This is a genomic window from Streptomyces sp. NPDC050287 (assembly GCF_044459385.1).
In the GTDB taxonomy this organism is placed as follows: Bacteria; Actinomycetota; Actinomycetes; order Streptomycetales; family Streptomycetaceae; genus Streptomyces.
The window spans coordinates 988,510-1,000,765 of record NZ_JBITIY010000003.1; the positions used below are offsets into that span (position 1 = coordinate 988,510).

Here is a 12,256-nt window from a genome sequence, read left to right on the forward strand (position 1 = left end):
GCACCGTCCACAGGCCTGCCCGGCACTGCCCGCGAGCACGGCGGAAGGCAAATATCGGCGGTGAGAGACGCACGTAGCCGAACAGGGAGAGGACATCCGGCGATGACCACCACGGTGACAGCGGGCAGCCGAAGGGCCGGGGCATGGCGAGGCTTCGCCGGGACACGCTGGCGGGCCCGCATCGACGTACGCGACTTCATCCAGGCCAACTACACGCCGTACGAGGGCGACTCCGCGTTCCTGGCCGGTCCGACCGAGCGCACCCTCACGGTCTGGCACAAGGTCAGCGCGCTGTTCCCCGAGGAGCGGCGCAAGGGAATCCTCGACGTCGACCCGGGCATCCCCTCCACCATCACTTCGCACCGGCCGGGCTTCATCGACCGCGACAGGGAACTGATCGTCGGCCTGCAGACCGACGCCCCGCTGCGGCGGGCCATCATGCCCAACGGCGGTCTGCGCATGGTCGAGAACAGTCTGAAGGCGTACGGCTACCAGGCCGACCCCTTCGTCACCCGCGTCTTCGGCACCTACCGCAAGACCCACAACGACGGGGTCTTCGACGCCTACACCCCCGAGATGCGCGCCGCCCGCAAGGCGGGCATCATCACCGGCCTGCCGGACGCCTACGGCCGCGGCCGGATCATCGGCGACTACCGGCGGGTCGCGCTGTACGGCACCGACCGGCTCGTCGAGTCCAAGCGGGCCGAGCGCGCGCTGCTGGACGCGCGGCTCTCGAGCCCGGACGTCATCCGGGACCGTGAGGAACTGGCCGAACAGATAAGGGCGTTGGGCGAACTGACCGAGATGGCGGCCTCGTACCACTGCGACGTCTCCCGCCCCGCTGCCACCGCCCACGAGGCCGTGCAGTGGCTCTACCTCGGCTTCCTGGCCGCCGTGAAGGAGCAGAACGGCGCCGCGATGTCGCTGGGGCGAACCTCCACGTTCCTGGACGTCTACCTGCAGCGGGACCTGGAGGAGGGCCTGATCGACGAGACCCGGGCCCAGGAGCTGATCGACGACTTCGTGATCAAGCTGCGCATCGTGCGGTTCCTGCGCACCCCCGAGTACGACGCGCTGTTCTCCGGCGACCCGACCTGGGTGACGGAATCCATCGGCGGCATAGGCGGCGACGGCCGCACCCTGGTCACCCGCACCTCCTTCCGCTTCCTGCAGACGCTGTACAACCTCGGCCCGGCGCCGGAGCCCAACCTGACCGTGCTGTGGTCGCCCGGGCTGCCGTCCGGGTTCAAGGAGTTCTGCGCCCAGGTGTCCATCGACACCAGCGCCGTGCAGTACGAGTCCGACGACCTGCTGCGCCCGCGCACCGGCGACGACACCGCGATCGCCTGCTGTGTCTCCGCGATGACGGTGGGCCGGCAGATGCAGTTCTTCGGTGCCCGCGTCAACCTCGCCAAGGCACTGCTGTACGCGATCAACGGTGGCCGGGACGAGATGACCGGCGAGCAGATCGCACCCGAGGCGCCCGCCCTGGCCGGCGAGTACCTGGAGTACGGGGAACTGGCGGCCGCGTACGACCGCACGCTGGACTGGCTGGCGGCCACGTACGTCAACACCCTGAACGTCATTCACTACATGCACGACAAGTACGCCTACGAGCGCATAGAGATGGCGCTGCACAACCACCCGGTGTACCGCTACATGGCCTGCGGGGTCGCAGGACTGTCGGTGGCCGCCGACAGTCTCTCCGCCGTCAAGCACGCCCGGGTGAAGGTGATCCGGGACGACACCGGCCTGGCCGTCGACTACGAGATCGAGGGCGAGTTCCCGGCGTACGGCAACAACGACGACCGTGTGGACTCCATCGCCGTCGACCTCGTGAAGTCCTTCATGTCCAAGGTCCGCCGCCACCCCACCTACCGGAACGCCGAGCACACCCAGTCGGTGCTGACCATCACCTCGAACGTGGTGTACGGCAAGCACACCGGCAACACCCCCGACGGCCGTCGTGCCGGACAGCCCTTCGCGCCCGGCGCCAACCCGATGAACGGCCGCGACCGGCACGGGGTGGCCGCCTCCGCGCTGTCGGTGGCGAAGCTGCCGTACGAGGAGGCCCGGGACGGCATCTCGTTGACGACCACGATCACTCCCGACGGGCTGGGGCACAACCCGGACGAGCGGCCCGGCCACCTGGTCGGCATCCTCGACGCCTACATGGCCTCCGGCGGCTTCCACATGAACGTCAACGTCCTGGACCGGGCGACTCTGGAGGACGCCATGGAACACCCGGAGAAGTACCCGGAGCTGACGATCCGGGTCTCCGGGTACGCCGTCAACTTCGTCCGCCTGACCCGTGAGCAGCAGCTCGACGTGATCAGCCGCACCTTCCACGGCTCGCTGTGAGCACCACGACCGACCGGACGACGGGCCGGATCCACTCCTGGGACCTGTCCACGGGAGTGGACGGTCCCGGGACCCGGTTCGTTCTGTTCGTCAGCGGCTGTCCGCTGCGCTGTCTGTACTGCGCGAACCCCGACACCTGGCACATGCGCGACGGCAGGCAGGCCACGGTCGACGAGGTCATGGCGGATATCGAGAAGTACCGGGCATTCATCAGCACCGCAGGCGGCGGGGTGACCATCACGGGCGGTGAGCCGCTGCTGCAGCCTGCCTTCACCGCCGCGGTCCTGCGCCGCTGCCAGGAGGCCGGGCTGCACACAGCTCTCGACACGTCCGGCTTCCTGGGCGCCCGCGCCCCCGACGACCTCCTCGCCGACACCGACCTGGTGCTGCTGGACATCAAGGCCTTCGACGTCACCACCTACCGAAAACTGACGGGCGGCGAACTCTCACCCACGCTGAACTTCGCCACCCGCCTGGACCGCCTCGGCAACAGCATGTGGATCCGCTACGTCCTGGTCCCCGGCTGGACGGACGACCCGGAAGCCATCAACGGCCTCGCCCGCTTCCTGGCCGGCCTCGGCACCATCGACCGCGTGGAGATCCTGCCATTCCACGAACTCGGCGCCGCGAAATACGACGCTCTCGGCCTGCCCTTCCCCCTTCGGGAAACTCCCAGTCCGGGGCCCGAACTGGTCCGGCGGGTCCGGGAGCAGTTCCGGCAACGGGGCCTGACCGCGTTCTGAACGGCTTGGTCCCGGTGCGGCTGTGTCCTCACCAGGATGCGCCAGGATGGGAGGGATCACGGCGGGAGGACGGCTGCCCGCCCGGGCCACCCGCGCCGGCAGACGGACGAGGCCACCCCGCGTGTTCGGAGGGCTGTAGGGCGGCGGTTCCGCCAAGCGCGGCGGCGACGCACAGGACACCTCGGTGGCCTGAAACCCGGCATCGGCCTCGACGTGAGCGGCCCGGTCGGAAATCCGTCAACCGGGCCGTTTTCCTGTCCGATGGAAGCACTGAGCGGCAGCCCGCTCCGGTTCGGGGCCCATGAGGCGGCTCCCAACCTGGTGGCGCAGGCGCCGCTTGTCCTGCCTGACCGCGGATCCGGGACGTTCGGCCCAGCTTGCCGGGCCTTGCAGCCTCTCCGAACTCCCCTGCTGGAGCGGGACATTGGAGACGCAAAGAGAGTTGCCGACACCCCGCAGAATTCACCCCTTGGAAGGGATGAGCATCATGGCAGTCCACAACCACCCGCAACGGCACCCGGGATTCCACTTCCCGTCCCTGCGCAGGACCCGGACGGCGGCACCGGAGTCCGTCGGCACGACCACCGCGGCGGCGACGGCGACCCGCGCGTACGTCCTCGCCGGGCTTCGCGTCCTGACCGGATTCGTCTTCCTGTGGGCGTTCGTGGACAAGACCTTCGGCCTCGGTTACGCGACCCATTCCGGCAACGGCTGGATCGACGGCGGCTCGCCGACCAAGGGCTTTCTCAGTGGTGTGGCCGTCGGGCCGATGGAGTCCACCCTCCAGGCCTGGGCGGGCGACGCCTGGGTGGACTGGCTGTTCATGCTCGGTCTGCTGGGCATCGGCCTCGCCGTCACCGCCGGTATCGGGCTGCGGCTCGCGGCCGTCGCCGGGACCGCGATGATGACCCTGATGTGGATAGCGGAGTGGCCGCCGGCCAAGCACCTGTCCGACGGTGCGGCCAGCATGTCGACGAACCCGTTCGTCGACTACCACCTCGTCTACGCCGTCGTCCTGATCGCCCTCGCGGCCGCGGGCGCCGGCGCGACCTGGGGCCTGGGCAAGGTGTGGGCGCGACTGCCGTTCGTCAGCCGCAACCGCTGGCTGCTCTGACTTCCGCAGCCAGCAGACCGGGGCACCTCAGTGTCATCACCGGGCCTGTCGGCTGCACCCAGGGACGTGGCGTCGGCTGTGGTGGCCTGGGCCATGCGGCCGGTCGTCCTCGTACCAGTCTGGGGCGGTGTCGTGAAAGAACTCATGCCGGACACTCCCGGGACCGGTTCACAGACCACCTCGTACCGCGATGTCGTGCTCGGCCTCGACCTGCACGGACCCCACGGCGCGGTCCTCGGGTTCACCTTCGACACCGCCACCCAGCGCGCCACCACCCTGCGGTCACCCACGGCCGGAGCCGGCTTGCGTCCCCGCGAGCTCGGACGGCAAACCGGACGCGGGGCTGGAGGACGAACCGGCCGCCGGGCCGCGGAACAGACTGGCCGACACACTGCGCCCGTGGCGGGAGAGGTTCCCCGCCGCCGACGGGACGGAGGAAGCCGTCATCGGCCCGGTGACACACACGGTGCTGGCCCACGCCACCGCACCGGCCGCGGTGGTTCCTCACGACTGAGATGTCGTATGGGCACGGATGAGCAGGGATGCGCGAGCGATGCATCCAGAATGGCGCTCAGGCGAGGACGGGATCGCACCGCCTCGCCCCGATCCCGTGCGTGCCCTGGTTCCGCAGCGACACGGGCGCCCTCCTCGCACAACGCCCGTGGACCTTCCGCCGCACACCCGCGGCGGCATCGATGTGCCCGCAGTCCTCACGCGGGCCCGGCCAGTCCGAGGACCGGGGCTGTCGGGAATGGCACCGGGCAGCGGCGTTCCCGCTCACCGCGTCAGGGTCAGGGCGTGACTGGTACTTGACGTCCTCGCCGCGTCCTGTTTCAAAGGCCGGCGGGCCGGTCGGTCTCCATGAGCCGGATGCCGGTGACCAGGTCGGGGCGGATACGGACCGCGTAGTCCATGGTCTGCTGTACCCAGGGATGCAGCATTGCGCGGTAGCGGGTCAGCTCCAGCGGGTCGGTCACCAAGTGGGCGTATCCGGTGGCCACGACACTCCAGCCGAGGTGCGTGTTCGGGTCGATGGCGTCGGCCTCGTAGGCGACGACGACGCCGAGTGGGTCGGTCTGGCGGGTGTGCGAGGTGAGTGCCGTGCCCTCGTGGGTGCGGATGATGATGCACCCGTTGTCCAGAACGTGGTTGACGGGGCGGACGGTCGGCAACGCGTGCCGGGTGTAGACGATCCGCCCCAGGGACACGCTGCCGAGCAACCGAAGGGCCTCGGAGCTGTCGAGATCGACGCTCCGGCGCGGCCCGGGAGAGGTCTCCCGGCCGTTGTGGATTCTCATGGCCGACTTCCGTACGGACTCGTCGCTCACTTCACGCCTCCGGTCACGGCACCCCTGATTCACTTCGGTGGGTCGAGGCTTGGACCTGCCACCGCGTACGGACAGGGAGGGTGGCGGGGCCGTGGGCAGGCCCCAGGAGGTCGATCAAACAGTGTTCGATCTCGCCTCGCTGGGGCCGTTCGGCCCACGCCGGCGTCCGACCGGCCCTACTCGCCGGGCATGTCGACCGGGCCGTGCGAAAGAAGGTAGGGCCCGCATGAGCTGCCGCATGTCGTCGAGCATCGGCATGCGCGGGTTGGCCGGTGCGCACTGGTCCTGGTACGCGTTGAGGGCCTGCTGGGGCAGGGCGTCGAGGAAGGCGCGTTCGTCGACGCCGAGAGCCCGGAAGGACGGCTCGATGCCGACGGCTGCCCGTAGCCGTTCCACCGCGATGGCGAGGGATTCGACGCCCTCGGCCGGGGTGGCGCCGGGCAGGCCCAGGGTGCGGGCGATGTCCTGGAAACGTTCCGGGGCACGGTAGTTCTCGTACTTCGGCCAGCCAGTGAGCTTGCTCGGCACCGTCCCGTTGTAGCGGATGACGTGCGGCAGCAGCACGGCGTTGGTGCGCCCGTGGGCGATGTGGAAGGTGGCGCCGAGGGTGTGCGACATGGCGTGGACGATGCCGAGGAAGGCGTTGCCGAACGCCATACCGGCGATGGTGCCGGCGTTGTGCATCTTCTCCCTGGCCTCGGCGCTGCCCGCACGGTCGTTCACGGCGGCCTCAAGGTGGTCGAAGACGAGGCGGATGGCGTGCAGGGCCGGGCCGTCGGTGAAGTCGTTGGCGTACACGGACACGTACGCCTCGATGGCGTGGGTGAGGGCGTCGAAGCCACTGTCGGCGGCCAGGGCGCGCGGCAGGTCGGCGGTCAGCAGCGGGTCGACGATGGCCACGCTGGGCGTGAGCGCGTAGTCGGCCAGCGGGTACTTCTTTCCGGTCGCGGCGTCGGAGATGACGGCGAAGGGGGTGACCTCCGCGCCCGTGCCCGACGTGGTGGGGATGCACACCAGGCGGGCGAGCTTGCCGAGGACCGGGAAACGGAAGGCCCGCTTGCGGATGTCGGAGAACTTCTGCCGCATGTCGGCGAAGTCCAGGTCCGTGCCGGAGGCCTGCTGCTCGTACAGCAGCCACATCACCTTCGCCGCGTCCATGGGCGAGCCGCCGCCGAGCGCGATGATCGTGTCCGGGCGGAAGTCGCGCATCAGGCGGGCGCCACGCTGGACGGAGTCGATGCTGGGCTCGGGCTCGACGTTGTCGATGATCTGCAGCGTCACGCGCTCGGGACGGCGCTCCAGGACGCGTGAGACGCGGTCGACGAAGCCGAGCCTGGTCATGGTCGCGTCGGTGACGACGGTGACGCGGTGCACGTCCGGCATGGACGCCAGGTAGCGGATGGACCCCGGCTCGAAGTAGATCTTCGGCGGGACCTTGAACCACTGCAGGTTGTTGTGCCGGGTGGTGACCCGCTTGATGTTCAGCAGTTGGGCGGCGGAGACGTTGTTGGACACCGAGGTGCTGCCCCAGGAGCCGCAGCCGAGTGTCAGCGACGGCAGCAGGCTGTTGTAGATGCCGCCGATCGCGCCCTGCGAGGAAGGCGCGTTGACGATGACCCGTACGGTCTTCATCCGCATGCCGTACGCCTCGGCCACCGTGCGGTCCTCGGTGTGCGCGACGGCGGTGTGACCCTGCCCGTGGAAGGCGACCATGTCGGCGGCCAGGTCGAAGCCCTGCTGCTGCGAGCCGGCCCGCAGCACGGCGAGCACCGGGCAGAGCTTCTCGCGGGTCAACGGCTCGTCAGGGCCGACCCGTTCGGCCTCGACCAGGATGATCGAGGTGCCCTCGGGCACGCTGAAGCCGGCCCGTTCGGCGATCCACTGCGGGCTCTGCCCGACGGCCGCCGCATTGACCTTGGGCTCGCAGGGGTGCCCTCATGCGGCTGGCCGGCGTCTGGGCACGACGCCCCGGAACTCGCCGACGGCCATGCCGACCTGCCTCCCGGCCGCGGGCGGGCCGCCCGCAGCGTGGAGTTCACCGAGCTGATCAAGCGGGAGTGCCGGGAGCTGCTCGGCACCCACGGGGTGGGCCCGTTGGCGGGGACCATGCCCGCCGGGCGCTCCTCGTGCCGGTCGACTACGGCGCGTCGACGGGGCGATCGTCTTCCGTACGGCCGCCGGCACCGCACCGGCTCACGGAACGGGTGTACAGCGTGCCCTGGGCCGGAGGGCAACGGGACCTATGGATCCGTATCGGAACCCGATGTTGTCACCGGGCGCCGGATCACGGTGTGAACAGGGGCCGGTCTTCGGCCGAGGAGGGACCGAGGGGCCCTCACCGTCGTCCCAGGCCCGGCAGAGGATGGATCGGGAGGGCACCACCGCGGCTTTGAGCGAAAGACGGACTGGCCATGTACAGCAACGACGGTTTCCGTGAACTCGGACGGCTGGAGTGCCTGCGTCTGCTGGGGAAGGTGCCGGTCGGCCGGATCGTGTACACGCGCCAGGCCCTGCCGGCCGTTCTGCCGGTCACCTTCTGTCTGGACGGCGACGACGCGGTGGTGCTGTGCACGTCCGCCACCTCGGAACTGGTCCGCGCCGTCGACGGCACGGTGGTCGCCTTCGAGGCCGACGAGGTCGACGCGGCCGCCCACTCGGGCTGGAGCGTCGTCGTCACCGGCCCGGCCACGGTCGTGACCGATCCCCTCGAACACGAACGGCTGGCACGCAACGGCCCCCGCTCGTGGGCGCCCTGGCCCCGGCAGGTCTTCGTCCGTATCGCAGCGGAACTCGTCACCGGGCGGGAACTCTTCGGCGGACGCACACTCTACGGGGTGGATCTCACGGCCTGGACCTGGGACGGCTGAGCCGCCGGTCCGGTCCCGGGCACCGCCGCGCGCCAGCGGCGGCGCCCGGGACCGTTTCACGCCGCTGCGAGGGCCGCCGTCCCCAGGGCGATCAGCCCCGCGGTCTTGCGGAGGTCCAGGCCGATGTAAACGAGGTGGGCGCGGGAGCGGGGGAGTTCCTCACCGGCCGGTACCCGGTCGCTGCGCCGGTTGAGGGCCGGACGGAGCGCGGCGAGTTGGATGTCCAGTAACAGCACCACCGCGGCGGTGGACACCGTGGCCGAGACGCCGGGCGAGCCGGTCGCCACGGACACGACGACCACCGCCGCGAGGAGCGCTTCGACCAGGTTGAGGGCGCGGAAGACCAGCCGGACGATGCCGAGGCCCAGCGGGACGGTCACGCCGGGGCGTGGAACCTCAGGGGTGTCTCCAGGGAGGAGATGGCCACATCAGCCAGTCGCCTCATCGCTGTCCGGCGCACGGGCCGCAGAGCCCTGGGCCGGCTGCCCGATGGGCCGTCCGCCTCGCCACGGCGGCGCCGCCGACCTGCGGGCAGCGTCCGTGTGGTGCGGGGTCCGCTCGAGTCGGCTGCGCAGCCGGTCCTCCAACCGGTCGGCGAGTTCGCGCGCGCTCGCCTCGCGTGCGTGCACGACCACCAGATCGGCTCCTACCCGGATCTCCGCCCCGGCGGACCATGGCAGTTCGACGTGGTGGGCGGCGGCCCGCTCCAGTCGGACCTCGCCGCTGACGGCCGGAAGCCCCGGCCGGTGCAGGGCGGCGGCGATCTTCTCCCGCAGGTACGCGAGTGCCGTGTCGTCCACGTCGCCCGTGGCCCGTACCCGGACCGCGTCCGGGACGTTCTGGGCGCGGGTTCCTGGGTCGGTCATGTGACGTGCTCCTTGTGATCGTGGTGCCATGTGTGGCAAGCCGGCCGGTGAGCCGCCCGGCCCCGTCACCTGCTGTCGCTGTCCGCAGCCCCCGACAGGGCGGCTCGTCCGGCCTCCAGACGGGCGACCGGGACGCGGAACGGTGAGCAGGAGACGTAGTCCAGTCCGGCGGCGTGGAAGAAGTGAACCGATTCCGGGTCGCCGCCGTGCTCGCCGCAGACGCCGATCTTCAGGTCCGGGCGTGTGGCACGGCCCTCGGCGACCGCGATCTCGATCAGTCGGCCGACGCCGGCGCGGTCGATGGTCTCGAACGGGGAGGTGGCGAAGATGCCCTTGTCGAGGTAGGTGGAGAAGAACGCCGCCTCCACGTCGTCGCGGGAGAACCCCCACACGGTCTGTGTCAGGTCGTTGGTGCCGAAGGAGAAGAACTCCGCCTCCTCGGCGATCCGGCCCGCGGTCAGGGCCGCCCGGGGCAGCTCGATCATCGTGCCGACCGGGCACCGGACGGGGACGCCGGTTGCCTTGCCGACCTCGGCGAGCACCGCGTCCACCTCCTCGCGTGCCAGGCGGAGCTCCTCGACCGTGTCGACCAGCGGCACCATGATCTCCGCCCGGGGGTCGCCGCCGGCCCGGACGCGTTCGACGACCGCCTCGGCGACGGCCCGTACCTGCATGGCCACCAGGCCCGGTACCACCAGGCCCAGGCGCACGCCGCGCAGGCCGAGCATCGGGTTCTCCTCGTGCATCCGGTTGACCGCGTCGAGCAGTTCGACGTCGTGCGGCTCCGGCAGCTCTCCCCGTGCCTCGGTGGTGGCGACCTGGACGGCGAGATCGGTGCGGTCGGGCAGGAACTCGTGCAGCGGCGGGTCCAGGAGCCGGATGGTGACCGGAAGGCCGTCCATCGCCTCCAGGATGCCGATGAAGTCCTGCCGCTGCAGGGGCAACAGGGCCTCCAGGGCGCGGGCGCGCTCCATGTCGTCGCAGGCCAGGATCATCTCCTCGACCAGCTTGCGGCGCTTGCCGAGAAACATGTGCTCGGTGCGGCACAGCCCGACGCCCTGCGCGCCGAACCTGCGGGCCCGGGCGGCGTCCTCGGGCGTGTCTGCGTTGGCCCGCACCTCCAACCGCCGTACGTCGTCGGCCCGTCGCAGGGCCCTCGCCACCGCGTCGACCAGTGGGGCGGAACGCTCGTCGTGCGCACCCGTCTCCAGGTACCGCATGACCGCGGAGTCGACCAGCGGAGCCGCGCCCAGGTACACGGTGCCCGCGGAGCCGTCCACGGAGACGACGTCGCCCTCCCGCACGGTCGTGCCGCCCACGGTGAAGCGGCGTTCCTGCGGGGCGACGGCGATCTGCTCGGCGCCGCACACGCAGACCTTGCCCATGCCGCGGGCGACGACGGCCGCGTGGCTGGTCTTGCCGCCCCGGCTGGTGAGCACGGCCTCGGCGGCGACCATGCCGGGCAGATCGTCCGGGGTGGTCTCCTGCCGCACGAGAACGACCTTCTCGCCGGCTGCGGCACGCCGTGCCGCCTCGGCCGAGTCGAACACCACCGCTCCGACGGCGGCACCCGGCGAGGCCGCGATGCCATGCGCCAGCGGTTCGCCGACGGCCGAGGTGTCGAACCGGGGGAACATCAGCCTGGCCAGCCCGTCCCCGCTCACCCGGGTCAGGGCCTCGTCCACCGGGATGAGCCCCTCGTCGGCCAGCTCGGCGGCGATGGCGAAGGCGGCCTCGGCGGTGCGCTTGCCGACGCGGGTCTGCAGCATCCACAGCCGCCCGCGCTCGATGGTGAACTCGATGTCGCACAGGTCCCGGTAGTGGTGCTCCAGGGTCTCCATGTGCGCACGCAGCTCCAGATAGGAGGAGGGGTCCAGCCGCTTCAGGTCGGTCAGAGGCACGGTGTTGCGGATGCCCGCGACCACGTCCTCGCCCTGGGCGTCGACCAGGTAGTCGCCGTACAGACCGGGCCGCCCGGTGGCCGGGTCACGGGTGAAGGCCACCCCGCTGCCGGAATCGGCGCCGAGGTTGCCGAACACCATCCGCTGTACGGTGACCGCGGTGCCCAGGTCGTCCGGGATGTGCTCGCGTCGCCGGTACAGGCGGGCCCGTTCGCCGTTCCAGGACTGGAAGACGGCGAGGACGGCCCGGCGCAGCTGCTCGGCGGGGGACTGCGGGAAGTGCTCACCGGTCTCGTACTCGATCAGGCTCTTGTACGTCTGCACGAGCTGGGCGAGGTCGGCCGCGTCCAAGTGCGCGTCGTCCGGGACGCCGCGCACTTCCTTGAGCAGGGTGATGGCCTGCTCGAACAGAGAAGAGTCGACGCCCATCACCGTGCTGCCGAACATCTGGACGAGTCGACGGTAGGAGTCCCAGGCGAAGCGCTCGCTGCCCGAGGTCTTGGCCAGACCGAGGACGGAGTCGTCGTTCAGGCCGATGTCCAGGACCGTCTCCATCATGCCGGGCATGGAGAACCGAGCCCCGGAGCGCACCGACAGCAGCAGCGGGTCGTCCGGCTGCCCGAGCAGCCGTCTTGCGGCGGCCTCCAGGGCCGACAGGTGCCGGGAGATCTCCCGGGACATCCCCTCGGGCTCGGCGCCGGTGGCCAGGAAGGCCCGGCAGGCCTCGGTGGTGACGATGAAACCGGGCGGCACGGGCAGGCCCAGCCGGGTCATCTCCGCCAGGTTCGCTCCTTTGCCGCCGAGCAGGTCGGCCATGTGGCGGCCGCCCTCGGTGAAGTCGTACACGTAACGGACCATGACCTGTACTCCTCGGCCTCGCATGCCACGGCTTCTCGGCCCTTGGTTACCGCCAGCCTCCTTCGAGGGTGGGCGCGAGGGCAGGTGCCGGTGGTCCCGTGCGGTGGGCCGGTCGGCCCTCGGTGGCGGTGCCGGTTTTCGTTCGTGGAATGAGCGGGCACCGGTGCGGGGACCGAGCGGGGGCGAAACAGGGCCGACCGGCCCTGGCCGTCCGGCCC

Annotated in this window: 8 protein-coding genes and 1 pseudogene; 4 read left to right on the forward strand and 5 right to left on the reverse strand. The window is 70.7% G+C overall.

Going from position 1 to position 12,256, the window contains the following annotated elements; translation table 11 throughout:
- The first annotated feature begins 102 nt into the window (after nt 1-102).
- From pflB to ACIBK3_RS14910, 3 genes are all read left to right on the forward strand, one after another.
- Nucleotides 103-2,361 (forward strand): formate C-acetyltransferase, encoded by a 2,259-nt coding sequence (gene pflB / locus ACIBK3_RS14900; RefSeq protein ID WP_399365481.1) that lies wholly within the window; start codon nt 103-105, stop codon nt 2,359-2,361.
- Nucleotides 2,358-3,104, forward strand: a complete 747-nt coding sequence (gene pflA / locus ACIBK3_RS14905) for a pyruvate formate-lyase-activating protein (RefSeq protein ID WP_399365483.1) — start codon at nt 2,358-2,360, stop codon at nt 3,102-3,104. Before pflB ends, pflA begins: the two co-directional genes overlap by 4 nt.
- A gap of 487 nt (nt 3,105-3,591) precedes the next feature.
- Nucleotides 3,592-4,218 (forward strand): hypothetical protein, encoded by a 627-nt coding sequence (locus ACIBK3_RS14910; RefSeq protein ID WP_399365485.1) that lies wholly within the window; start codon nt 3,592-3,594, stop codon nt 4,216-4,218.
- A gap of 833 nt (nt 4,219-5,051) precedes the next feature.
- Here the strand turns inward: ACIBK3_RS14910 and ACIBK3_RS14915 are convergent.
- Both ACIBK3_RS14915 and ACIBK3_RS14920 read right to left on the reverse strand, forming a co-directional pair.
- Nucleotides 5,052-5,516 carry a pyridoxamine 5'-phosphate oxidase family protein gene (locus ACIBK3_RS14915; protein WP_399365487.1) on the reverse strand — a complete coding sequence of 155 codons (465 nt, stop codon included), beginning with the start codon at nt 5,514-5,516 and terminating at the stop codon, nt 5,052-5,054.
- A 144-nt stretch (nt 5,517-5,660) separates the two neighbouring features.
- Nucleotides 5,661-7,472: pseudogene (locus tag ACIBK3_RS14920) on the reverse strand (iron-containing alcohol dehydrogenase); the annotation flags it as partial.
- 485 nt (nt 7,473-7,957) lie between these two features.
- On the opposite strand from ACIBK3_RS14920, the gene ACIBK3_RS14925 reads away from it, so the two are divergent.
- The gene (locus ACIBK3_RS14925) at nt 7,958-8,413 is read left to right on the forward strand and encodes a pyridoxamine 5'-phosphate oxidase family protein (RefSeq protein ID WP_399365488.1); all 456 of its coding nucleotides are present in this window, start codon (nt 7,958-7,960) and stop codon (nt 8,411-8,413) included.
- Nucleotides 8,414-8,469: 56 nt separating this feature from the next.
- Here ACIBK3_RS14925 and ACIBK3_RS14930 read toward each other — a convergent pair whose 3' ends face one another.
- From ACIBK3_RS14930 to ppdK, 3 genes are all read right to left on the reverse strand, one after another.
- A complete protein-coding gene (locus ACIBK3_RS14930; RefSeq protein ID WP_399365490.1) occupies nt 8,470-8,793 on the reverse strand; it encodes a hypothetical protein in 324 nt (107 codons plus the stop codon).
- Nucleotides 8,794-8,841: 48 nt separating this feature from the next.
- Nucleotides 8,842-9,279 carry a hypothetical protein gene (locus ACIBK3_RS14935; protein ID WP_399365492.1) on the reverse strand — a complete coding sequence of 146 codons (438 nt, stop codon included), beginning with the start codon at nt 9,277-9,279 and terminating at the stop codon, nt 8,842-8,844.
- A 65-nt stretch (nt 9,280-9,344) separates the two neighbouring features.
- Nucleotides 9,345-12,038 (reverse strand): pyruvate, phosphate dikinase, encoded by a 2,694-nt coding sequence (ppdK, locus tag ACIBK3_RS14940; protein WP_399365494.1) that lies wholly within the window; start codon nt 12,036-12,038, stop codon nt 9,345-9,347.
- Between the last annotated feature and the right edge of the window lie 218 nt (nt 12,039-12,256).

Excerpts from the sequence above, each read along its gene's own strand:
- pflB (WP_399365481.1), top strand. The coding sequence starts at position 103 with ATGACCACCACGGTGACAGCGGGCAGCCGAAGGGCCGGGGCATGGCGA.
- ACIBK3_RS14910 (WP_399365485.1), top strand. The coding sequence starts at position 3,592 with ATGGCAGTCCACAACCACCCGCAACGGCACCCGGGATTCCACTTCCCG.
- ACIBK3_RS14915 (WP_399365487.1), bottom strand. The coding sequence starts at position 5,516 with ATGAGAATCCACAACGGCCGGGAGACCTCTCCCGGGCCGCGCCGGAGC.
- ACIBK3_RS14925 (WP_399365488.1), top strand. The coding sequence starts at position 7,958 with ATGTACAGCAACGACGGTTTCCGTGAACTCGGACGGCTGGAGTGCCTG.
- ACIBK3_RS14935 (WP_399365492.1), bottom strand. The coding sequence starts at position 9,279 with ATGACCGACCCAGGAACCCGCGCCCAGAACGTCCCGGACGCGGTCCGG.
- ppdK (WP_399365494.1), bottom strand. The coding sequence starts at position 12,038 with ATGGTCCGTTACGTGTACGACTTCACCGAGGGCGGCCGCCACATGGCC.